A 20,542-nucleotide genomic window follows, 5' to 3' on the forward strand; every position below is an offset into this window, starting at 1 on the left:
GCCTTCATGGCCGTTGAGTGGGTTCGGCTCAAGCTCGACCTCGATGCGTTCGACGATGCCCGGTTCGAGCCGTGCCTCCGAAGCTGCCGGCAGAGCGGCATCGAGTTCACGACGATGGCGGCAGTCGGCGACACGGCCGAACACCGGCGTGCGCTGTACGACTTGAACAAGACGTGCTCCGCGGACATCCCGGGGCGGGGTGTGTTCTACACGTTCGACGAGTACGTGGCCCAGCGCATCGAGACTCCGATTTATGACCCGCACGGCGTCGTTCTGGCCCTGGAGGGCGGGTCGTGGATCGGCATGGCGACCACGTCGATCCGGCCCGAAGGCCATGCCTTCAGCGAGATGACCGGGCTGCTGGCCGGCCACCGGGGCAAGGGGATCTCGCTGGCCATGAAACTGCTGGCCATCGGCTTCGCACGCTCGCACGGCGTGCACTGGCTCCGGACCTTCCACCACCCCGACAACGCGGCGGCCATCGGCATGAACCGCCGACTCGGCTTCGTCGACGACGAGCCACGAGCCACCACCACGTGACGGTCTCGAACGTCACGCCCAGCCGACCTCGCCCCGCTCCGGATCAGGGACACGGAGGCCGGGAGAGGGCGTATGGCGCACGCCGTAGACGCGGGCGAAACGGTTGGCGGGGCCCGTTGATCCGCTGAGGCGCTCGAGGAAGAACGCGCGTGCCATCGACTGCATCTGCTCGCCGCTCACATAGACGACCCACCTGTTGGAGGCGGCGTTGAAGCGCGCCGCCTCCACCGCCGACCGCAGTCCGGACGCGGGCCCCTGGCGCAGTTGCCCGCTCAGATCGAGGAACCGCCTCACGGCGTCCAACTCCGAGCGCCGCAGGCCCACTTGCTGCAGCCCCGGAGCCGGTTCCTCTGCGGGCGGGGGAGTGGCCCGTACCTGCGCGTAGAGGAGTGTGTCCCACCCGTCGGCCGTCAGCTGCACCGCCCACGGGACCGGTCGGCCCGCCTTCGCGGAGAGCTCCGACTGTTCCTCGCGAGGTGCCACCCGAGCCAGTCCCCATTTCACCAGGGGGCCTGTGGTGCGTTCATCGAGTCCGGGCCCTGCAGTGGCCCACCCGTCGGTGGTGCGCTGCACGTCAGCCACCCGTTGCAGCAGCGCGAAATGTCCAGCCGAGCGCCGCATACCTGCCCCTCCCGCCGAACAGTGCGTTGCCGCGACGCTAGCGTGCATCCCGGCCCTAGGGGGCGTTGTTGGGAGGGTCTCCCTCCCAAGGCGGCGTGGGGTACGGAACGGTCGAACGGGCGATCGGGCCGGGCTCGGTGGTGCGGCTCAGGACTCCCGGCGTGCCGTCGCGGCCAGCGAGCCGAGGAGCGCGAGCGCCTCGCTGCTGGGGGAGCCGGCCTCCGCGTGGTAGACGACGAGTTCCTGGCCCGGCACCGCGCGCACGTCGAAGGTCTGCATGGTCAACGTCAGCGGCCCTACGTCGCGATGCTCGAAGTCCTTGCGCTCCAAGGCCTTGCCCCGGGCGTCGTGGCGGGCCCACAGTTCAGTGAACTCCGGGCTCTGCTCCAGAAGTTCGCCGAGCACCTGACGCACCCGCGGATCATCCGGCGCCGCGCCGTGGCCGAGCCGGAAACCGGCCACGGAGTTGCGCGCGACACCGTGCCAGTCGCGGTAGAAGGCGCGGGCGGCGGGGTCGGTGAACACGACGTGCATGAGGTTGCGCGAGTGCGCCCAGCCGTGGAAGAGCGCGTCGGCGATGGTGTTGGAGGCGAGGACGTCGTACGCGCGGTTGTAGACGACGGCCGGGTTGTGCGGCCAGGCGTCCATGAGGGAAAGCAGGCTCGGCTCGACCCGGTCCGCCACGGCGGCGGCCCTGACGCGCGGACCGATGCCGGCGAGGCGGAACAGGTGCAGCCGGCCGTCCTCGTCCAGTCGCAGGGCGGTGGCCAGGGCATCGAGCACCTGCCCGGAGGGCGCCCGCTCCCGGCCCTGCTCCAGGCGTACGTAGTAGTCGGCGCTGACCCCCGCGAGGATGGCCACCTCCTCGCGCCGCAGCCCCGGCACCCGGCGGTATCCCGTGACGGTGAGGTTCGCCTCGGCAGGGGTGACGAGGGCGCGCCGTGCGGTGAGGTAGGCGCCGAGCTCTGTGCGTGCCATGCCCCCATGCTAGGTCGCGGTCCGCCACGCTTCCTGGGTGCGCCGCACCCAGGAGAACGCCGCCTCTCCCACGGACGCTCCGGCCGGTCCAGCCTCAAGGACATGACCACACAGCACAGCGAAACCATCGCGCCGAGCGACCGCAAGGTCGTCCTCATCACCGGCGCCAGCAGCGGTATCGGCGCGGCCGTCGCCACCCGGCTCGTGACCGAGGGACACCTGGTGGTGGCCGGTGCACGCCGCACCGACCGCCTGCGGGAACTGGCGGACAGCACGGCCGATGCGGCAGCCCGCTCCGGTGGCGGCCTGCATCCGGTACGGGTGGACGTGACGGACCGTGCGGATGTAGCCGCCTTCGTCCGGACTGCCCACGACCGCCATGGCCGCGTCGACGTCCTCGTCGGCAATGCGGGTGTCATGCCGCTGTCGAGGCTGGACTCCCTGCTCGTCGACGAGTGGGACCGGATGATCGATGTGAACGTGCGCGGCCTGCTGTACGGGATCGCCGCGGCCCTGCCCGTGTTCGCCGCACAGGGCTCGGGGCACTTCGTCACGGTCGCGAGCATCGGCGCCCATGAGGTCGTTCCCACCGGAGCCGTCTATTGCGGCACGAAGTACGCGGCGTGGGCGATCACTGAGGGTCTGCGCCAGGAGCTGGATCCCTCGATCCGGGTCACGACCATCTCGCCGGGCGTGGTCGACTCCGAGCTCGCCGACACCATCACCGAGGCCGGTGCCGCCGAGGCCATGCGCGCCTACCGGGCTCACGCCATCGGGCCCGACGCCGTCGCGAGCGCTGTCTCCTACGCCCTCGCGCAGCCCTCCGACGTCGACGTCAACGAGATCGTCGTACGGCCCGTCCGCCAGCGCTGAGCCCACCGGGGCTCGGCTGCCTGCCGTTGTCAGAGGTGCCGCGTACGGTCGCCGCATGGTTGATCACAGCTTTCTCGTGCCTGCGGTGTGCCAATTCGCGACCTGGGAGCCCCTGTTGAGGCTCTTTCGGGACGGCGGGGCGCAGGAGCGGGCTGCTGCCCCTGCCATCCGGGTGGCGGGGCGGATCAGCCGGGAGAGCTGGAGTCTGCCCCTGCGGCGACGCCTGCAGGAGTCCGGCCGGGCCGCTCAAGTGGAGGACATGCCGCGGGACGAGACGGAGGCGGCGGAGCGGGTGCAGCGCGCGCTGGCGGATGCCGGTGTCGACACCGTCTCGTTCACGGGGAAGATAGCGCCGGACGGGAAGGCCGTGCTGCGCCTGCTCGGTCCCAGCCCCGCAGTGGAGCCCGGCAGCGGCCAGCCGGGAACGCTCCTCCTGGTCGAGGGCGCTCTTCCGCAGCCCTGGCGCCGTCTTCCCGACCCGATGCCCGCAGCGGTACCGGCCCCTTCGGCGGATGCGGCGTTGCTGGAGCGGACGCTCCGTGAGCGGTTGCCCGATGCCATCGGCGCGACCGAGGCGGAGAACGCCGCCGCCGAAGCGCGCCTCGGCGTTCCCCTGCCGGAGGAGCTCAAGGTGCTCTACCGGGTGGCACGGCCATGGCCGGAGGGCCCGGCCGCCGATGACGAGGCCTCGGAGCGTGCATGCGAGGCGGTCGGCTGTGAACTCTTCGCCTTGGACGACCTGTACGTGGCCGATGCGCCGTCCCGCCCATGCCCCTGGATGTTCGCGGCGAAGGAAGCGGCCGTCACTCCGCCCGACGCGGCTGTGCAGGGTTTGGTCGGTTCGCCGGGCTGGATCGCCTTCGGGGACAACGGGGGTGGCGACCGCCTGGCGGTCGATCTGACACCAGGGCCACGCGGACACGCAGGACAGATCATCCTTCTCAGCCACGAGGAGTACGTCGGGGCGTCCCTGGTCGCCGACTCGCTCACCGACCTCGTGAGGGGCCAGGACAGCACGCAACATCACGACGGGGACGGAGGCCGGCCACCGGCCGTGGCGCACGTCAACATCCGAAGCCTGCCGAGCGTCGAGGCCGCCGCGCACCCCGGCCTGGAGGTCCTGTCCATCGGCCTCTGGGACGCCGAGCCGCTGAGCCTCGCCCCGGTCGCCGCACTGTCCCGCCTGCGGACGCTCGCCGCCCACCCCGGCACGCTCGCCGACCCCCTGGAGATCGGCGAGCTCACCGCGCTGGAGTTCCTGGAGATCGGTCCCGTCGAATGGCGCGTCCTCCTCGACGCGGGAGCCGTCCCCCGCAGCCTGTCGGCCGCCGTCATCAAGGTGCGCGGCGACGAGGACCCGCTGCCCGTCGTGGCCGTCGCCAACGAAATCCTGTCCCTCTGGGACCGTCCCCACATCATCCAGCACCGCCTCGCGGGCACCCTTGGCCCCATGCGTTAGCCGGCGGGAAATTACCGCCTCGTGATGCCCGTGTCTGCCCGGATCTCGCACGATCGGCCGACGAGGCCAGAATTGCGTCCGTTTGAGATCAACGCAGGTGGCTACCCGATCGCTGCGGAAGCACAGCGCTGTGCGACGTAGGCGCCGGTTGGTTGGGACAGACAGCCACCGGCGCTGCCGCATGCGCGGAAACGCAAACTATGGCCATTGATGTGGGGAATCTGCGATGCTCGATTCATCAGCGGTTCTGCTGGCCCGACAGAGGCATTCCGAGTACACGAGAGGCACAGCGGGTGGCTTCCTCACCGGACTCTCTCAACACATCGGCACTGACCCCCCGTTGCGATCCCGAGCAGCAGGCCTCGAACGATGACTGCGCGGATGAGGTCGCCGAGATCAAGGCGCTGCGCACCGAGGTCAACGACCTGCATCGCGCCATGGAGTCCCATCCGTCCATAGACCAGGCCCGGGGCATGCTGATGACACTGGGGCCGTGTACCGCGGATGAGGCGTGGGAGATCCTGGTCGAGGTGTCGCAGCACTCCAACACCAAACTGCGCGCTGTGGCGGACGAGTTGATAGCGACCACCGAGGGCGAGCCGTTGCCCAGCCCGGTCCGCACGGCTCTTGCCAAGGCACTGAGCAAGCGCCAAGCGGCTACGGGCTGACGCGGGCATCACCGAAGGGAAGCTGCTCCTGGCCTGAGGGTCTGCGTGCGCCCTCAGGCCCTCGGACGCCCTCAGGCCCTCAGCTCGGCGAGGTCGGTGGCGTCCAGGTGCAGACCGGCCGCGGCGATGTTCTCGGTGAGGTGGGCGGGGGAGCCGGTGCCGGGGATGGCCAGCATGTTCGGCGAGCTCGCGAGCAGCCAGGCGAGGGCGACCTGCGCGGTCGTCGCCTCGTGCCGCTTGGCGACGTTCTCCAGGCGGCCGTGCTCGATCGGGTCGAAGCCGCCGCCGAGCGGAAAGAAGGGTACGTAGGCCATGCCCTGCTCCACGCAGCGTGCGAGCACGGCGGCGTCATCGGGACGGTGCACGTGATACTGGTTCTGCACCGCGACAACCGGCGCGATGCCCCGTGCCTCGTCGAGCTGCGTCACATCGACATTGCTGACCCCCAGGTGCCGGATCAGCCCCTCCTCCCGCAGCTGCGCCAGCGCCGCGAAGCGGTCGGCCACGCTCTCGCCACCGGGCTCGCGCATGCCGCCGACCCGCAGGTAGACGAGGTCGAAGCGGTCGAGACCCAGGGCGCGCAGGTCCTCGGTCACCAATTCGCGCAGCTGCTCGGGTCCTGCCTGGCCGGTGGGCATGCCGTCCGCTCCCGGCAGCGGTCCCACCTTGGTGGCGATCACCAGATCGGCCGGGTAGGGCGCCAGCGCCTTGCGGATCAGGTCGTTGGCGTACACGTCACCCCGAGCGTAGAAGCCGGCCGTGTCGATGTGGTCCACGCCCGCCTCGACCGCCTGCCGCAGCACCGCGATGCCGGTCTGCGGATCGCGTGCCGGCCCGGTGAACGTGCCGGCCGGAAGCCGCATCGCGCCGAAGCCGAGCCGGTTGACGTGGAGGTCGCCGCCGAGTGTGAACCGGCCGCTCGCAGCGGCCGTAATCTGTGTGGTCATGCCCCCAGCCTCAGGCCTCGAGGACCGTTGACGGACCGAATGGCAACCTGTTGCCACGCTCATCAGTAAGACTGGGAGGGTGATGACGACCGACCAGATGACGCTGACGGTGTACGGCGAGCAGGAGCTGGCCGCGCGGACCGCCCAGTTGTTCGGCGAGACGACGCGGGAGTTCTTCTGCGCCGCCAACGACCTGCACACCTGGTCGCGGCCCGAGGCCAGGGCGGCGATCGCGCGCCGCCTGCGCCCGCGGATCGCCGACGGCACGGTGGTGCGCAAGCTCTACACCCCCGCCGTACTGGCCGACGAGGAACAGCGCCTGCACCTGTTCGCCATCGAGGCGGCGGGCGGGCAGGTGCGGGTGCGCGCTGCGGCGCTGCCGCACGAGACGATCATCATCGACCACAGGGTGATGATCCTGGCCGGTCGCAGCGGCGCCCGCGGCCGTGAGTTCACGATCACCTCCGCGCCGGCTCTCGTCGGGGGTGTACTCGCGCTGATGCGGGCCACCTGGGATGCCGGCACCCCTCTCGCGGACTACCTGCAGAGCGAGACCGAGGGGCTGGATGCCGACTCGCTCGCCGTGTTGCGCGCACTGGCGGCCGGACTCACCGATGCCGTGGGTGCGCGCCGCGTCGGCATGTCGGTGCGGACCTACCGCAGGCGGGTCGCCGAGTTGATGACGGTGCTCGAAGCCGACTCACGCTTCCAGGCAGGCGTCAACGCGAGCCGACTTGGCCTCACCGGCAGCTGAGGGCGCCCGACAGCCGGTGACGCGGCCTCACCGGCAAGGTTTGCGTGCCGCGTCTCAGGTGTCCCAGTAGTTGAGCGGTGCGGAGCCCACGCTGTGTCCTCTGCGGTCCAGTACCCGCCCCACGTGCTTGACCGTGCGCAGCACCACCGCGCGCTCCGTGATGCGCAGATCCAGGTGCGCGAGGCGGCTGTTGAGGAGTGCCTCGGTGGTGTGGACCTCGGACAGGGCAGGCAGCCAGATGTCGAGCACCAGATTGTGCGCGCCCGCGGTGATGCTGCACATGCGCAGGCCGGGCAGGGTCCGCAGCGCGCTCACCGTCTCGTCGAGATGCTGGGCGGGCACCGAGCCGAAGTAGACGACCGAGACCGGGAAGCCGGTCAGCGGTCTGGCCAGCGCGCAGCGCAGTGAGAGCCGCCCGCTGCCGGTCAGGACGCGCAGCCGGCGCCGGACGGTCGCGGCGGAGGCGCCGACCGCTTCGGCAAGGTCCGTCAGGGGCATCCGGCCGTCCGCGCCGAGCGCGAGGGCGATCCTGCGGTCGAGGGGCCGCAGCGGTTCGTCGGGCACCGTGGGCCGTTCCACGGACAGGGCGTTCCGCTGCTGCCGGGTGAGGCTGCGCAGCCGCCAGGATGCCCCCTCGAAGGGCGCCGCGGTGATGACATGGCTGCGTACGGCGCGTACACCGGGCAGGTGCGACAACCGGTCGCCGGAGAGCCGGGCGAGGCCGTCGAGGTCGGCGGCGCCGACGATGGCGAGCAGATCGCGCCCGCCCGAGGTCTGCTTGAGGCTCAACACATGTGGGTCGCGGGCGAGTTGCGTGATGGTGCCCTCGCTCAGCCGTCCGTCCATGTCGATCTCGACCTGTGCGTAGACCCCCTCGTCATGCCCCGGCGAGAGGTAGCCGTCGACCCAGGCCATGCCCGCGCGCACCATGCGCTCCCAGCGGCGGGCGACCGTCACCGCGTCGACCTCCAGGACCTCACCCATTCGCACCCAGGGGATCCGGGGCTGGATCTGGAGCGCATGCACGATCGCCAGGTCCAGTTCGTCCAGGGCGTGCGCTCGCTGCGTGTCCATGGGGTGTGCCGAATCCTGCGTCGAGGGCCTCGTAGTGACGGATTCCGGCGATTTTACACAGCCGTGATCCCTGATACCGAGGATCGTCGGCCATGAGCCACGCACAGTTCTCCTCCTTGCGCATCATCCGAGCCCGCCTCGTCGACGGCACCGGCACGGCTCCCGTCACGGACGCCGTGATCGACATCGACGAGGACGGCACGATCGTCCACGCCGGACCTGCCGCCACGGCACCGGAGGCACCCGCCAGGGCCCGCACCGTGGACGCGGCGGGACGCACGGTCCTGCCGGGCTTCATCGACACCCATGTCCACCTCGCCATCGAATCGCCCCGGCAGATGGTCCGGCGCCACGAGACCGACCCGACCCTGGAGACCTTCCGCACCGCCGAGCGGCTGCGCATCACCCTGGAGGCGGGCATCACCACCGCCCGTGACCTGGGCGGCCTGCCGGCCGGCTACCGGGACGCCGTCGCCGCGGGCCTCACCTCCGGCCCCCGGCTGCACACGGCGGTACGCATCCTCAGCCACACCGGCGGCCACGCCGACTTCCGCTCGGAGTGCGGCTTCGACCCCAGCGCCGGGGTGGGTGAGATCGCCGACACCCCGGACGAGGTACGGGTCGCGGTGCGCCGCCTGCTCCGCTCCGGCGCCGACGTGATCAAGGTTTGTGCGACCGGCGGCATGAGCAGCCCCTACGACCAGCCCGACGACGAGGGCCTGACCGTCGAGGAGATCCGCACGGTCGTCGACGAGGTGACCCGGCACGGCGGCCGGCCCGTGGCGGCCCACGCCCAGGGCACCGCGGGCATCGTGAACGCGATCCGCGGCGGCGTCAGCAGCGTCGAGCACGGCTACGGCCTCACCGCGCAGGCGCGCGAACTGGCGGGCGAGCACGGCACGTTCGTGGTGCCGACCCTGTCGACGGTGTTCGACGGAATCGACCGTTCGACCATGGAGCCCTTCCACTACGAGAAGAAGGTCCGCTGGTCCGGCATCACCCGGGAGAACATCGCGGCGGCCATCTCCGACGGCGTACGGATCGCGATGGGAACCGACGCGGCGATGGTGCCGCACGGCCGCAACCTGCGCGAGCTCTCCCACCTCGTTTCCCTGGGCATGACCCCGGAACGGGCCATCGAGACGGGTACCCGCAGCGCCGCCGAACTCCTGGGCCTCTCCGCGGAGATCGGCACGCTCGAAGCGGGCAAACACGGCGACCTGGTGCTGTGCGACGGCGATCCGCTCGCGGACATCTCGGTGCTGTCCGACCCGGCCGGCATCGTGCTCGTCGCCCAGCGCGGCGCCGTACGCAAGGACACGCTCGGCCTGGCCCGGACCACCCCCGCGGCGAGCGGCACACCAGCGCAGGGAGACGCCGGATGAGCACCTCGGTCACCCCCGCGAAGCCACCGACCGGCGGGTCACCACGGCGGTCCGCACTCGACAAGGTCATGAACGGCATCGAGCGCGCGGGCAACAAACTGCCGCACCCGGTGCTGCTCTTCCTCGGCCTGTTCCTCATCATCGGCACGGTCTCGACGGTCCTGGCGGCCACCGGCACCACCGTCACGGTGCCGGGCGAGGACAAGACGCTCGCGGTCAAGGGCCTGTTCAGCGGCGAGGGCGTGCGCTGGCTGCTCGAGAACTTCATCCCGAACTTCACCGGCTTCCCCTCGCTCGGCACCGTCCTGCTGATGATGGCCGCGGTCGGCGTCGCCGAGAAGACGGGCCTGCTCGAGACCGCCGTACGCGCCTCCATCGCGCGGGCGCCCAAGAGGCTGCTGCCCTACCTGGTCGCCTTCGTGTCCTGCCAGGCGCACCTGATGAGCGACGTGGCGATCCTGGTGATCCCGCCGCTGGCCGCACTCGCCTTCAAGAACGCGGGCCGCAACCCGATCGCGGGCCTCATCGGCGGCTTCGCCTGCGTCTGCGCGGGCTACGCTGCGGGATTCTCCATCGGCGCGCTCGACGCCCTGTACACCGGCATCACCCACCAGGCCGCCGCCGTCGTGCCGGGCGGCGAGAGTGCCCCCACACACATCCTCATCAACTACTTCTTCACCGCAGCGGCCAGTTGCCTGCTCGCCCTGATCGGCGGGTTCCTCATCGCCCGTGTCCTGGAGCCCCGACTGCCCCAGCCGGACCCCGACGCCGACGCGGAGAGCGGCGCCGAGGCCGAGGAGGCATCGGAAGGGCCCACCGCTCCTCCCGCCGTCACGGTCACCGTCACCGCCAGAGAGCGCACCGGCCTGCTGCGCTCGGGCCTCGCCGTCCTGCTGTACGCGGCCGTCGTGGTCACCTGCTGGCTGCTGCCGGGCTCCCCGCTGCGCGGCGAGGGCGGTGCGCTGGTCCCCTCGCCGGTCCTCAACGGCATCGTGCCGCTGCTGTTCGTCGCGTTCGTCCTCGCGGGCGTCGTCTACGGCCGCACCGTCGGCACCCTCAAACGCGCCGATGACGCGCCCCGCATGATGGCCGAGTCCATCACCGGAATGTCCGGCTACATCGTGCTCATCCTGGTGATCTCACAGGTCATCGGCGTCTTCGACTGGTCGAACGTCGGCACCCTGCTCGCCGTGAACGGCGCGAACCTCCTTGAGTCCGCGGGCCTGACCGGCTTCACGGGACTGGTCCTGTTCGTGCTCCTGGTCTGCGTCCTGAACCTGTTCGTCACCTCGGGCTCGGCCCTGTGGTCCCTGGTCGCGCCGGTCTTCGTCCCGGCGTTCATGCTCATCGGCATGGAACCCGCCGTCACCCAGGCGGCGTTCCGGATCGGTGACTCCGCGACCCAGATGATCACGCCGCTCAACCCGTACGTCTTCCTGATGCTGACGATCCTGCGCCGCTACGAACCCGGGGCGCAGCTCGGCACGGTCCTGGCCCGGCTCTCGGTCTTCGTGGTCCCGTTCCTGGTCGCCTGGCTGGCCGTACTCGGTCTCTTCTACGGCCTGGGCCTGCCCCTGGGCCCGGGAGCGGACATCCACCGCTGAAGCTCTGAAGCTCTGTAGCGCTGACGTCGCGCGGTGCGCACGGTGCTGCGCCGAGGCGGAATTGCGGTTGCCGGCCTGGGCGGCATGCAGCAGGATGCGAAGATGCGCTTCTCGGTCAACGTCCCTAACTTCGGTGACTTCGCAGATCCCAGGACTGTGGCGAAGCTTGCCGTGGCGGCGGAACAGGCAGGGTGGGACGGGCTGTTCGTCTGGGATCACGTGCTGCACCGCAAGCATGCGGACAGGCCCTTCGGCGACCCCTGGATGCTGCTGACCGCCGCCGCGCTCGCGACCTCCCGGATCAGGCTGGGCACGCTGGTCACCCCGGTCGCCCGGCGGCGCCCGCAGCAGCTCGCGCGCCAGGTGGCGACCCTGGATGTCCTGAGCGGCGGCCGGGTCACCTTCGGCGCGGGCCTCGGCGGGCCCATCGAGGACGAGTACGGGAGCTTCGGCGACACCACTGATCCCAAGGTGCTGGCCGAGCGGCTGGACGAGGGCCTTGACCTGTTGCAGCGCTACTGGTCGGGCGAGCCGGTGAACCACGACGGACGGCACTACCAGGCACGCGACGTGACGCTGCGGCCGGCGACGGTGCAACAGCCCCGGCCGCCGATCTGGGTCGCGGGCTTCTGGCCGAACCGCCCGCCCATGCGCCGGGCCGCCCGCTGGGACGGCGCGGTCCCGCTCTTCGCGGACGCCAAGCACGGGCATGTGCCACCGATCGGCCAGGTCCACGACCTGGTGGCCTACGTGGAAAAGCAGCGCGAGGGCCGGTCCGGTACCCCCTTCGACATCGTCCTCGGAGGCGCGTCGCCGGGCGACGACGCCGCCAAGGCGCGCGACCTGATCGGCCCGCTGGCCGACGCCGGAGTCACCTGGTGGGACGAGCGACAGATCCAGACCAGCGAAGGACTCGACCAGCTCGAACCGGTCCTGCGCCGCGTCGAGCAGGGCCCGCCGGTGCTGTAGAGGGGGCAACGGCCAAGGTCACCCAGGCGGCTTCACCTGGTGGGCCCGAGCCTCGAGATGGCGCCGCTCGGCAATGCCGGCAGTCGCCTTGGCAGCACGCCGGTAGTGCATGTACGCCCCGGCCGTGTCGCCGGTCTTCGCCAGCAGATGCGCTCGTACGGACAGCAGCCGGTGCTGCCTGGCCATCCGCCCGTCACCGTCCAGGATGGACAGCAGGGCAAGACCGGCCGCCGGGCCCTTGGGCCCCGCGAGCAATTAGGCGGCTGCCCGCAGCGTGGCGACTCCCGGCCCGTCCAGCTCGCCCCACGCGTCGCGTCGACCAGAGATGGCCAGAAGCAGGGAGAGCGCGGTTCCGCGCACTTCCGGTCCGTCGCCGATCGACAGGCCGGCGTCCGTCGGGGCCAGTTGGACTCCGGCGATCTTCTCCTTGGCTCCGCCGAAGGACGCCGAAGTACGAGCCTGCAGGCGGAGCGATCTGACGACAGCCTCAGGGCGGTAGGAGTGGGTGATCCCCAAGGGCCGGCGAATGTCCTCGCCGTGGACGACCTCCTCGACGAGCCGGGTGTCGAGGGGCGCGGGAGGAGCCGACGTCCGCGAAGCCACCTGACGCAGACGCTCCAACGTCTCCTGCGGTGAGGCGCCGCGCTCGCGCCGCATCCCGCGTGCGTTCTGACGGTCGAAGTCGAAACGAGCCCGGATCATGGAGCTTACGAATCCGAGGCGCGTGGTGCGAGCGGTGTTGATCAGATGGGCGACCACGTCGTGCACGGTCCACCCCTCACACAGCGACGGGTGATCCCACTGCTTGTCATCGAGGTGCGCGAGATCCTCGATCAGCGCCGCACGCTCCGCATGGACCAGTGGCCAGACGTCATTCTTCACGGCTGTTCCTTTGCTCGAACCCCAGTGTCTGTCAGGGGAGACTCACGGCACGGCAGGAACTCATCGCGGGGTGACGAGCCATGCTCAAACCCTCCAGGGTGCCGGGCGAATCCCGCGACGGGGGAAGGTCTAGGCTCGGCTGGGGGAGTGCTCACCGACCGAGGGGGAAGCCCGATGAAGGTAGTGCTGGCCGGAGGCACCGGACAGGTCGGAGCCGTGCTGGAGCGGGCGCTGACCGCTGCCGGGCACGATGTCGTCGTCCTGACCAGGAACCCCGTACGCGCCCGCCAAGTGGCTTGGGACGGACGGACCGTGGGCCCCTGGGCCGCGGAGATCGACGGCAGCGATGTCGTGATCAACCTGGCGGGGCGCAGCGTGAGCTGCCGCTATACCGAGGCGAATCTGCGGGACATGATGGACTCGCGGGTCGAGTCGGCCGAGGCCGTCGGTAAGGCCATCGCCGCCTCGGCGAAACCGCCCGAGCTGTGGCTCCAGATGAGCACCGCCACCATTTACGCGCACCGATTCGACGCACCCCACGACGAGGCGACCGGTGTCATCGGCGGCACGGAGACCGGGGTCCCTGACTACTGGGAGTACAGCGTCCGGATCGCCAAGAACTGGGAACGCGCGCAGCAGGAGGCCGCCACCCCGCACACCCGCAAGGTCGCCCTGCGCGCCGCGATGGTGATGAGCCCCGACCGGGGCGGTGTCTTCGACGTCCTGCTGCGGATGGTCCGCCTTGGCCTCGGCGGCCCGGTCGCGGGCGGAGCCCAGTACCTGTCCTGGATTCACGACCGGGACTTCGTGCGCGCGGTGGAGTTCCTCATAGCCCGCGACGACATCGCGGGCCCGGTGAACCTGGCCGCGCCCGCCCCCCTCCCGCACCGCGCGTTCGTGCGCGACCTGCGGGCTGCGGCAGGCGTACGAGTGGGCCTCCCCGCCACCAAGTGGATGGCGGAGATCGGCGCCTTCGTGCTCCGCACCGACACCGAACTGCTCCTCAAGAGCCGCCGAGTCGTCCCGGGACGGCTGCTCGAAGAGGGCTTCGTCTTCGAGCACGGGACCTGGCCGGACGCGGCGACCGACCTCGTACGGCGCGCACGGGACCGCCGCTGAGCGGCCACACCCAAGAGGCTGGCTACACCCAAGAGCCCTTGCGGCGCACGGGAGCTGGGAGGTGGGCTGTCCACCGTGGTTGGTGGACAGCGTCCGGATCCACCTCTGGTGCGGCCGACTCAGCCGGTGGCGTTCTCCGACTGCGGCTCGGCGGCAGTGTCCGCCGGGGCGGCTGCTGCCGTGTAGAAGACCGAGGAACCCTGCTTGGTGCGCTGGGCCCGGCCCTTGGCGACCAAGCCCTCCACCGTGGTGCGCACGACGGTGGTCTTGATAGTGCGGTCCGGTCGGTCCTGCGCGAGCGCGGTGGTGATCTCGGCGGCGGAGCGCGGCTCGCTCTGCTTGCTGAGGTGGCTGTCGATCAGCTCGACGAGCGTCGGCCCCGTCGTCGGCTCGGCGGACTTCTTCGTCGCGGTCTTGGGCGCAGCCTTGACTGCCTTGTTCTTGGCTCCCTCCTTGGCCGCGTCCTTGGCCTTGGCCTTGGTGGCTGTGGGCTTCTTCGTTCGGGCCGCAGTGGAATTGTTCGTACTTGCCCGGGGGGCGGGTACGGCCTTCTTGCCGGTTGACGCGCGGGTCGACGCCTTCTTGGCGGTGGCTGCCGGCGTCCCGGAGGAGCCCAGCGCCTGCTGCATGCTCAGCAGCACCGCGTGGTCACTCTGCAGCGCGTGCAACTGCTCCTGCAGCGCTGTCATTTCCACTCCGAGGCGTTCCTGTTCCTTGCTGTTGGCCTCCAGGTCCGTGGCTACGCGGGCAGCGTATTCGGCCTGAACTCCGGCAGTTTCCGGCTGTACATCTGGCATGGCAGTGACCTTTTCGTGAGCGCACGCTGTCGTGCGGTTGGCGGATCGTGCTCACGACTGAGCACTCCTGATTGCGGGCACAGGTGGTGTGCCCTTGAGTGTTGGCTGCCCAACCTGCAACAGCAGTAACTCATGTGTGGGCAATGAAGGCTACGTTCTGACGTCCGTCGACGAATGCATGAGATGAAAAGTGACCCCCACTTCCATGTTAAGTCGATCTCCCGTTCGAAATTGACGGAGTTGGTGGGCCGAAAGGCAACGGACGGCTATTGAAGGCAGCGGTGGGCAGTGGAAGACATGTGTCATGGGGGAGTTGGGTTGGGAAGTTACTGAAGTCGGTCGTGGCGCCCGCCGTCAGTTGACCGCCGAAGCCATGCGTCGGACCGCCTCGGCGACTACCTCCGGGGAGGCGGCCAGGTTGAGGCGGACGAACCCCTCGCCGCCGGTTCCAAAGGTGCTCCCGGAGTTCAGGGCGACGCGACCGCGCCGCAGGAAGACCTCGGCCGGGTCGTCGCCCAGTCCCAGTTCCCGGCAGTCGAGCCAGGCCAAGAATGTTCCCTGCGCGGGTGTATAGCCGACGGCGGGCAACTGCTCGGCCAGCAGCGAGGCCAGTAGCCGGCGGTTGGCGTCGAGGCCTGAGAGCAGCGCGTCGAGCCAGTCACCGCCGTCACGCAGGGCGGCGGTGTGGGCGATGATGCCCAGATGGCTGGGTCCGTGGCTGACCTCTTCGGGGAGGCGGGCGAGGTCGGCGGCGGCGTCGGGTCCCGCGATGGCGAGGGCGGCTTTGATTCCTGCCAGGTTCCAGGCCTTGGACGCCGATATGAGCGACAGCCCGTTCTCCGCCCCTGGCACGCTCAGGAAGGGTACGAACGTCACGCCCGCCGCCACGATGGGGGCGTGGATCTCGTCCACCACGACGCGTACGCCGTGCTCCCGCGCCAAGCGCGCGACCTGCGTCAACTCGGCGGCGGTGTGCACGGTCCCGGTCGGGTTGTGCGGGCTGCACAGCAGATACACCGGCCTGCTCGTGTCCCGGGCCGCACGGCGGAACACGTCCTCCAGTACGGCGAAGTCGATCCGCAGGTCGGCTCCGAGCGGCGCCTCGACGACGGGGCGGTCCAGATTCCCGACGAACTGGTAGAAGGGCGGGTACACGGGCGAGTTGACGATGACGGGGTCGCCGGGCGCGGAGACCAGCTTGAGCATCTCCACGATGCCGAGCATCACATCGGGCACGATCGCCGTGCGCTCGACGGCAAAGCCGTCCCAGTCCCACCGTTCGTGGGCGAACCCGGCCAGCGCCTCGGCGTAGGCCGTCCCGGCGGGATAGCCGGTGTCACCGAGCGCCACGGCATCGGTGATCGCCTCGGCGACCGGCTCGGCCAGCGGGACGTCCATCTCCGCCACCCACAAGGGCAGCACGTCGTGCGGATACGTCCGCCACTTCATGCTCGTACGCCGACGCAGCTGCTCCAGCGTGAGCTGACACAGCGGATTCGTGCCGTTCGGCACGACGAGATCACGCGACACATTGTCCATACGTCAAAAGTAGGCAGACTCGCGCAGATGCCTGCCCCCTTCGACGGGATCAGACGTCGGCCCGGGGCGAATCCACTGACTCACGGTTCAAGAGGGGGGCACAGGCGGCTGCGCCTTTTCGGTCCAGTAAGGTGAGCCTAACTTGCCTGCTCGCCCGTATGGCCGCCTGCCTGCCGACCTTCGAGGAACACTGTGCCCGACGCCGCGACATCCGTAACCGTTCCGCCGTCGAGCGGTAGCGCCACGGCGCCGCACACCTGGCAGGAGCTCCACTCGGACGACGAGCTGACCGCGCTGCTCGGCGAGCCGCACCCGATCGTCATCGACAAGGTCCACGACGAACTGACCGCCGACGACCTGGGAATACTCTCTCGTTCCTCGTTCTGCCTCCTCTCCACCTCGGACGCGGAAGGCAACTGCGACACCTCCCCGCGAGGCGACGCGCCAGGCTTCATCCACATACTCGACGCACGCACCATCGCCCTTCCTGACCGCCCGGGCAACCGGCGTGGCGACAGCTTCCGCAACATCCTCGGAAACCCGCACGTAGGTCTGCTCCACTTGGTGCCGGGCAGCTCCGAGATCCTGCGCATCAACGGTCGGGCCCGTATCCTGACGGACGCGCCGTTCTTCGACGCGATGACCGTCAAGGGGCAGCGGCCCCGACTGGCCGTCCTCGTCGAGATAGATGAGATCTACCTGCACTGCTCACAGTCACTACGACGTGCCGGCCTCTGGCGCCCGGAGACCTGGCTGCGGCAGGAAGCTTCCCTTTCGTGAGGGTGTCAGTTCCCCGTCCGCGGCATGGAAGGCCGCATCGCGATCCACGAGGTAGGCCGCCGACCGTCCGGGCGGCGGCCTACCTCGTGCCGTCAGCCTCTGTCGAGACCCGGCAGGCGCTCAGTCGCGCTGATCCCCACGCTCAGTCACCCTCGCCGGGTGGCGTGCCGCAGCTCTGGCCGCCCGGCCCGTCGAATTGCACCGAACTCAAGAAGTCCCGATAGGCAGGGAAGAAGTTCCCCTTGCCCGTGGGCCCGGAAGACGTCACGACCGTACAGCCGGAGTAGTTCGCATCGGACCAGAGATAGATCGTAGAGGGCGTCCGGTTCCAGTCCGATTTGCCTCGGTCGTTCATGCCCAGCGCCGCGAGATCCGGGGTGCTTCCCTTGAGGGCGATCATGTCGCCGGTTCCGTCGAGGCCCGAGAACATGCAGTAGGAGCCGACGGGACACCGGTCGTACCCGTCGGCTGCGTGCGCCGTGGAGACCGGGAGACCGGTGGCGGCCGCCGCGGCCACCGTCACGAACAGCACGGCGAGCTTCTTCCTCATGGTGTTTGCCCTGCGCATACGGATCCGCCTTCGTCATCAGGCCCGCCTGTCCGCGAGATGCGGGCACCGCCACAGCGGTGCGCGGGCTGTTGCCACCCCAGGCTCACTGCCCTCTTCGGCGCTCGGCTATCCCCCGCAGGAGTGACACACGGGGGAGGGGAGCGGCGACGGCCCGGTAGGCGAGAGCAGCGGGGATGAAGTGTGAACAGGCTGCCCCGGGGCGGGAGTTCATGGTTGGTTGATCCGGTGACCAGGATGACGCCGCAGCAGGAGTTCGCCTCATCAAGGGCCCGCAGCCACGGGCGAGTTCACCCGACGCCTGAAACCTGACGGCCACTCCGGCCTCGGGCGCAACCACACGCCGAGCAAGCCCCACCGCACCGGAAAGAGCACACGCATGAAGATCGTCGACGCGAAGGTCGTCGTCACCAGCCCGGGCCGCAACTTCGTCACCCTGAAGCTGACGACCGACGACGGCCTCACCGGACTCGGTGACGCCACCCTCAACGGCAGGGAACTCGCCGTCGTCAGCTATCTCACCGCCCACGTCCTGCCCCTCCTGACCGGACGCGACCCGCACCGGATCGAGGACACGTGGCAGTACCTGTACCGCGGGGCGTACTGGCGGCGCGGTCCCGTCACCATGGCCGCGATCGCCGCCGTCGACGTCGCCCTGTGGGACATCAAGGCGAAGGCCGCGGGGCTGCCGCTCTACCAGCTCCTGGGCGGCGCGAGCCGGGAGCACATCCGCACCTACGGGCACGCGAACGGCCGTGACATCCCCGAACTCATCGACTCGGTACGCGCCCGGCTCGCCGAGGGCTACCCCGCGGTGCGCATCCAGTCGGGCATCCCCGGTCTGAAGGCCGTGTACGGAGTGCACAGCACCGACGACGACGGCGACCCCATCCCGCACCAGCAGGCCCGGCCCCTCGTGGAGGACTGGGACACCGACGCCTACTTGCGCCACACGCCCACCGTCTTCGAGGCGGTCCGCGCGGAGTTCGGCGCCGAGCTTCCGCTGCTCCACGACGCGCATCACCGGCTCACCCCGGTCCAGGCGGCCAGGCTCGGCAAGGACCTCGAACCGTATCGGCCGTTCTGGCTGGAGGACTGCACGCCGGCCGAGAACCAGGAGGCCCTGCGCCTGGTGCGCCGACGCACCTCGACACCGCTGGCCATCGGTGAGGTCTTCAACACCGTGTACGACTACCAGGCTTTGATCACCGAGCAGTTGATCGACTACGTGCGGTCCGCGGTCACCCACTTCGGGGGCGTCACGCCGCTGCGCAAGCTCTTCGACTTCGCCGCGCAGTATCAGATCAAGAGCGCGGTGCACGGACCCGAGGACATCTCCCCGGTGGGGATGGCGGCCGCCCTGCACCTGGACCTCGCCGTGCACAACTTCGGGATCCAGGAGTACTCGGGCCACACCCGTCTCACCGATGAGGTCTTCCGGCACGCCTACACGTTCAGGGACGGTCACCTGCATCCGGGTGAGGTCCCGGGCATCGGTGTGGAACTGGACGAGGAGCTGGCCGCCGCCCACCCCTACGAAGCGGCCTGTCTGCCGGTCAACCGACTGCGGGACGGGACTGTGCACGACTGGTGAGCCATTGGCGGCCAACGAACGGGACGGTACTCATGACGCAGCTCGACCGACGCCACCTCCTCCTGTACTCGGGCGCGATCACCCTCGGCGCGGCCGGCGGGGCGGTCGCCGTCACCGGCCCTGCCGCGCAGGCGGCGACCCCGGCGCGCGGCGGTCTGTACGGCCCGAACGCCGCGCCCCTGGCCCCCACCGCGTTCCAGAAGCTTCCGGTGGGCAGCGTCACCGCCCGCGGCTGGCTGCGCGGATACGTCGACCTCGCCGCCCTCACCGGAGCCGGCACCGCCCTGGCGGAGAGCCGCCGATGGATCGACGCGATGATCGCCACCCAGGAAGCGGACGGGTTCAGCGGCCCGAGAAAGCTGCGCACTTAGCTGAACGGCGGACCGGACTTCTGGCCCTAGCATCGGCGAGTCATACGAGCGGTATGCGGGCACGGACGCCTTCCCGTACAAGGCGGTGCACGCGACCACCCCGTGGAACTACGCGCTCGCCCCCCACCCGGCGGACGACCTCTCCTTCACCGCCGATCCCGGACCGCTGAAGGGCGACCCGTTCACGCACGAGGGTGTCCCGGTGCGGATCAGCACCCGCGCCCGGCGGCTGGAGGAGTGGGTCGCGGACGACGAGCACGTGGAGGCACCCCTCCAGCGAGGCCCGGCCCGCGCCACCGGAGCGCGGGAGAAGGTGACGCTCATTCCCATGGGCGCGGCCCGGCTGCGCGTCACCGCAGTCCCCACGGCGACCCCCGACGGCAGCCCCTGGACACCCGAACCGCCCTACCGCAGGATCCAGAACCAGCACAGCGGCAAGGTCCTCGGAGTGGACGGCATGTCGACGGCCAACAGCGCGCAGGTCGTGCGGTTCGAGGACAACGGCACGGCCGACCATAGGTGGCGGCTGACCTGATCCCATCCATGTCACGCGTCACCCGGGACGACGCATGCCGATGGGGCGGCCCCTGCAGGGAGGGGCCGCCCCACCGGCAACTGACGCGTGTATCGAGATCGTCAGTGCTCAGCGCGATGTGCTGAGCTCTCAGTGCTTGCCGACGTCCTTGGCCTTTTCCTTGGTCTCGCGCGCGTCGCCCTTCATCTGCTGGGCGCGGCCCTTGGCAGCCAGGCTCTCGTTGCCCACGGCGCGTCCGGCAGCTGCCGCGGCGGCGCCGGTCGCCTGCTCGAACTTTGCCTTGGCCTTCTCGTTGGCGGTCATGGTCCGCTCACGCTCCTTGGCATCGACGTCATGTGCTGTCAGTGCGCCTGGCCACTCAGCCGCCCGGCAAACATCATCACCACAGGAGATCGACCCCAGAAGATTCCCGAGAAATTCCGCGCCGCGGATGTCGAGAACGTCCGGGCGGCTCCGTCCCAGGGGCATGAGCGGCTACGGACAGG

At 70.0% G+C, this 20,542-nt stretch carries 22 protein-coding genes and 1 pseudogene; 13 read left to right on the forward strand and 10 right to left on the reverse strand.

Features of this window, described 5'->3' with window-relative positions; translation table 11 throughout:
• The first annotated feature begins 6 nt into the window (after nucleotides 1-6).
• A complete protein-coding gene (locus AB0E78_RS21870; RefSeq protein ID WP_361834863.1) occupies nucleotides 7-540 on the forward strand; it encodes a GNAT family N-acetyltransferase in 534 nt (177 codons plus the stop codon).
• Between the two features lie 12 nt (nucleotides 541-552).
• Here the strand turns inward: AB0E78_RS21870 and AB0E78_RS21875 are convergent, their stop codons facing one another.
• A complete protein-coding gene (locus AB0E78_RS21875) occupies nucleotides 553-1,023 on the reverse strand; it encodes a DUF6417 family protein (protein ID WP_361834865.1) in 471 nt (156 codons plus the stop codon).
• 285 nt (nucleotides 1,024-1,308) lie between these two features.
• Nucleotides 1,309-2,139: a helix-turn-helix transcriptional regulator gene (locus tag AB0E78_RS21880; RefSeq protein WP_361834868.1), complete on the reverse strand. Its 831-nt coding sequence runs from the start codon at nucleotides 2,137-2,139 to the stop codon at nucleotides 1,309-1,311.
• A 102-nt stretch (nucleotides 2,140-2,241) separates the two neighbouring features.
• On the opposite strand from AB0E78_RS21880, the gene AB0E78_RS21885 reads away from it, so the two are divergent.
• The 3 genes from AB0E78_RS21885 to AB0E78_RS21895 all read left to right on the forward strand — a co-directional run bounded on the left by AB0E78_RS21885 (nucleotide 2,242) and on the right by AB0E78_RS21895 (nucleotide 5,139).
• Nucleotides 2,242-3,012 (forward strand): SDR family oxidoreductase, encoded by a 771-nt coding sequence (locus AB0E78_RS21885; RefSeq protein ID WP_361834870.1) that lies wholly within the window; start codon nucleotides 2,242-2,244, stop codon nucleotides 3,010-3,012.
• A gap of 76 nt (nucleotides 3,013-3,088) precedes the next feature.
• Complete coding sequence (locus tag AB0E78_RS21890) at nucleotides 3,089-4,471, forward strand: SMI1/KNR4 family protein (RefSeq protein ID WP_361835855.1); 1,383 nt, start codon at nucleotides 3,089-3,091, stop codon at nucleotides 4,469-4,471.
• Between the two features lie 293 nt (nucleotides 4,472-4,764).
• Nucleotides 4,765-5,139 carry an ANTAR domain-containing protein gene (locus tag AB0E78_RS21895; protein ID WP_361834873.1) on the forward strand — a complete coding sequence of 125 codons (375 nt, stop codon included), beginning with the start codon at nucleotides 4,765-4,767 and terminating at the stop codon, nucleotides 5,137-5,139.
• A gap of 71 nt (nucleotides 5,140-5,210) precedes the next feature.
• On the opposite strand, the gene AB0E78_RS21900 is transcribed toward AB0E78_RS21895, so the two are convergent.
• Nucleotides 5,211-6,086: an oxidoreductase gene (locus AB0E78_RS21900; RefSeq protein ID WP_361834876.1), complete on the reverse strand. Its 876-nt coding sequence runs from the start codon at nucleotides 6,084-6,086 to the stop codon at nucleotides 5,211-5,213.
• 82 nt (nucleotides 6,087-6,168) lie between these two features.
• Between AB0E78_RS21900 and AB0E78_RS21905 the strand changes: the two genes are divergently transcribed.
• Nucleotides 6,169-6,840 carry a DNA-binding response regulator gene (locus AB0E78_RS21905; protein ID WP_361834878.1) on the forward strand — a complete coding sequence of 224 codons (672 nt, stop codon included), beginning with the start codon at nucleotides 6,169-6,171 and terminating at the stop codon, nucleotides 6,838-6,840.
• A 54-nt stretch (nucleotides 6,841-6,894) separates the two neighbouring features.
• Here AB0E78_RS21905 and AB0E78_RS21910 read toward each other — a convergent pair whose 3' ends face one another.
• Complete coding sequence (locus AB0E78_RS21910) at nucleotides 6,895-7,914, reverse strand: AsnC family transcriptional regulator (protein WP_361834881.1); 1,020 nt, start codon at nucleotides 7,912-7,914, stop codon at nucleotides 6,895-6,897.
• Between the two features lie 92 nt (nucleotides 7,915-8,006).
• On the opposite strand from AB0E78_RS21910, the gene AB0E78_RS21915 reads away from it, so the two are divergent.
• The 3 genes from AB0E78_RS21915 to AB0E78_RS21925 all read left to right on the forward strand — a co-directional run bounded on the left by AB0E78_RS21915 (nucleotide 8,007) and on the right by AB0E78_RS21925 (nucleotide 11,872).
• Nucleotides 8,007-9,299, forward strand: coding sequence for an amidohydrolase family protein (locus AB0E78_RS21915; protein ID WP_361834883.1), 1,293 nt, complete (start codon nucleotides 8,007-8,009; stop codon nucleotides 9,297-9,299).
• Complete coding sequence (locus AB0E78_RS21920; RefSeq protein ID WP_361834886.1) at nucleotides 9,296-10,903, forward strand: AbgT family transporter; 1,608 nt, start codon at nucleotides 9,296-9,298, stop codon at nucleotides 10,901-10,903. The genes AB0E78_RS21915 and AB0E78_RS21920 overlap by 4 nt, the downstream gene beginning before the upstream one ends.
• A 102-nt stretch (nucleotides 10,904-11,005) precedes the next feature.
• Entirely contained in the window at nucleotides 11,006-11,872 is an 867-nt protein-coding gene (locus AB0E78_RS21925) for an LLM class flavin-dependent oxidoreductase (RefSeq protein ID WP_361835858.1), read from the forward strand.
• Nucleotides 11,873-11,890: 18 nt separating this feature from the next.
• Here the strand turns inward: AB0E78_RS21925 and AB0E78_RS21930 are convergent, their stop codons facing one another.
• Both AB0E78_RS21930 and AB0E78_RS21935 read right to left on the reverse strand, forming a co-directional pair.
• Complete coding sequence (locus AB0E78_RS21930; RefSeq protein WP_361834889.1) at nucleotides 11,891-12,127, reverse strand: hypothetical protein; 237 nt, start codon at nucleotides 12,125-12,127, stop codon at nucleotides 11,891-11,893.
• Nucleotides 12,128-12,754 (reverse strand): maleylpyruvate isomerase family mycothiol-dependent enzyme, encoded by a 627-nt coding sequence (locus AB0E78_RS21935; RefSeq protein WP_361834892.1) that lies wholly within the window; start codon nucleotides 12,752-12,754, stop codon nucleotides 12,128-12,130. It abuts the gene before it with no gap.
• Nucleotides 12,755-12,928: 174 nt separating this feature from the next.
• Here AB0E78_RS21935 and AB0E78_RS21940 point away from each other — a divergent pair, with 174 nt between their 5' ends.
• Nucleotides 12,929-13,873: a TIGR01777 family oxidoreductase gene (locus AB0E78_RS21940; RefSeq protein WP_361834895.1), complete on the forward strand. Its 945-nt coding sequence runs from the start codon at nucleotides 12,929-12,931 to the stop codon at nucleotides 13,871-13,873.
• 119 nt (nucleotides 13,874-13,992) lie between these two features.
• On the opposite strand, the gene AB0E78_RS21945 is transcribed toward AB0E78_RS21940, so the two are convergent.
• Both AB0E78_RS21945 and AB0E78_RS21950 read right to left on the reverse strand, forming a co-directional pair.
• Nucleotides 13,993-14,670, reverse strand: a complete 678-nt coding sequence (locus tag AB0E78_RS21945) for a hypothetical protein (RefSeq protein ID WP_361834897.1) — start codon at nucleotides 14,668-14,670, stop codon at nucleotides 13,993-13,995.
• A 354-nt stretch (nucleotides 14,671-15,024) separates the two neighbouring features.
• Nucleotides 15,025-16,209, reverse strand: a complete 1,185-nt coding sequence (locus tag AB0E78_RS21950) for a MalY/PatB family protein (protein ID WP_361834900.1) — start codon at nucleotides 16,207-16,209, stop codon at nucleotides 15,025-15,027.
• 192 nt (nucleotides 16,210-16,401) lie between these two features.
• Here AB0E78_RS21950 and AB0E78_RS21955 point away from each other — a divergent pair, with 192 nt between their 5' ends.
• A complete protein-coding gene (locus AB0E78_RS21955) occupies nucleotides 16,402-16,989 on the forward strand; it encodes an MSMEG_1061 family FMN-dependent PPOX-type flavoprotein (RefSeq protein ID WP_361834903.1) in 588 nt (195 codons plus the stop codon).
• Nucleotides 16,990-17,131: 142 nt separating this feature from the next.
• Here the strand turns inward: AB0E78_RS21955 and AB0E78_RS21960 are convergent, their stop codons facing one another.
• Entirely contained in the window at nucleotides 17,132-17,557 is a 426-nt protein-coding gene (locus AB0E78_RS21960) for a peptidase inhibitor family I36 protein (RefSeq protein ID WP_361834905.1), read from the reverse strand.
• 379 nt (nucleotides 17,558-17,936) lie between these two features.
• Here AB0E78_RS21960 and manD point away from each other — a divergent pair, with 379 nt between their 5' ends.
• The 3 genes and pseudogenes from manD to AB0E78_RS21975 form a co-directional block, all read left to right on the forward strand.
• Entirely contained in the window at nucleotides 17,937-19,151 is a 1,215-nt protein-coding gene (gene manD, locus AB0E78_RS21965; RefSeq protein ID WP_361834908.1) for a D-mannonate dehydratase ManD, read from the forward strand.
• A gap of 32 nt (nucleotides 19,152-19,183) precedes the next feature.
• The gene (locus tag AB0E78_RS21970) at nucleotides 19,184-19,522 is read left to right on the forward strand and encodes a hypothetical protein (RefSeq protein ID WP_361834910.1); all 339 of its coding nucleotides are present in this window, start codon (nucleotides 19,184-19,186) and stop codon (nucleotides 19,520-19,522) included.
• 31 nt (nucleotides 19,523-19,553) lie between these two features.
• Nucleotides 19,554-20,051: pseudogene (locus AB0E78_RS21975) on the forward strand (RICIN domain-containing protein); the annotation flags it as partial.
• Between the two features lie 135 nt (nucleotides 20,052-20,186).
• Here AB0E78_RS21975 and AB0E78_RS21980 read toward each other — a convergent pair.
• On the reverse strand, nucleotides 20,187-20,360 hold the full coding sequence (locus AB0E78_RS21980) for a CsbD family protein (protein WP_361834912.1): 174 nt from the start codon (nucleotides 20,358-20,360) through the stop codon (nucleotides 20,187-20,189).
• Nucleotides 20,361-20,542 lie beyond the last annotated feature (182 nt).

The organism is Streptomyces sp. NPDC032198, assembly GCF_040636975.1.
GTDB lineage: Bacteria > Actinomycetota > Actinomycetes > Streptomycetales > Streptomycetaceae > Streptomyces.

What these genes read in the sequence shown, in the direction of transcription:
- AB0E78_RS21870 (WP_361834863.1), top strand. Translation starts at nt 7, where the DNA reads ATGGCCGTTGAGTGGGTTCGGCTCAAGCTCGACCTCGATGCGTTCGAC.
- AB0E78_RS21880 (WP_361834868.1), bottom strand. Translation starts at nt 2,139, where the DNA reads ATGGCACGCACAGAGCTCGGCGCCTACCTCACCGCACGGCGCGCCCTC.
- AB0E78_RS21885 (WP_361834870.1), top strand. Translation starts at nt 2,242, where the DNA reads ATGACCACACAGCACAGCGAAACCATCGCGCCGAGCGACCGCAAGGTC.
- AB0E78_RS21900 (WP_361834876.1), bottom strand. Translation starts at nt 6,086, where the DNA reads ATGACCACACAGATTACGGCCGCTGCGAGCGGCCGGTTCACACTCGGC.
- AB0E78_RS21905 (WP_361834878.1), top strand. Translation starts at nt 6,169, where the DNA reads ATGACGACCGACCAGATGACGCTGACGGTGTACGGCGAGCAGGAGCTG.
- AB0E78_RS21910 (WP_361834881.1), bottom strand. Translation starts at nt 7,914, where the DNA reads ATGGACACGCAGCGAGCGCACGCCCTGGACGAACTGGACCTGGCGATC.
- AB0E78_RS21915 (WP_361834883.1), top strand. Translation starts at nt 8,007, where the DNA reads ATGAGCCACGCACAGTTCTCCTCCTTGCGCATCATCCGAGCCCGCCTC.
- AB0E78_RS21920 (WP_361834886.1), top strand. Translation starts at nt 9,296, where the DNA reads ATGAGCACCTCGGTCACCCCCGCGAAGCCACCGACCGGCGGGTCACCA.
- AB0E78_RS21925 (WP_361835858.1), top strand. Translation starts at nt 11,006, where the DNA reads ATGCGCTTCTCGGTCAACGTCCCTAACTTCGGTGACTTCGCAGATCCC.
- AB0E78_RS21940 (WP_361834895.1), top strand. Translation starts at nt 12,929, where the DNA reads ATGAAGGTAGTGCTGGCCGGAGGCACCGGACAGGTCGGAGCCGTGCTG.
- AB0E78_RS21945 (WP_361834897.1), bottom strand. Translation starts at nt 14,670, where the DNA reads ATGCCAGATGTACAGCCGGAAACTGCCGGAGTTCAGGCCGAATACGCT.
- AB0E78_RS21950 (WP_361834900.1), bottom strand. Translation starts at nt 16,209, where the DNA reads ATGGACAATGTGTCGCGTGATCTCGTCGTGCCGAACGGCACGAATCCG.
- AB0E78_RS21960 (WP_361834905.1), bottom strand. Translation starts at nt 17,557, where the DNA reads ATGCGCAGGGCAAACACCATGAGGAAGAAGCTCGCCGTGCTGTTCGTG.
- manD (WP_361834908.1), top strand. Translation starts at nt 17,937, where the DNA reads ATGAAGATCGTCGACGCGAAGGTCGTCGTCACCAGCCCGGGCCGCAAC.
- AB0E78_RS21970 (WP_361834910.1), top strand. Translation starts at nt 19,184, where the DNA reads ATGACGCAGCTCGACCGACGCCACCTCCTCCTGTACTCGGGCGCGATC.
- AB0E78_RS21980 (WP_361834912.1), bottom strand. Translation starts at nt 20,360, where the DNA reads ATGACCGCCAACGAGAAGGCCAAGGCAAAGTTCGAGCAGGCGACCGGC.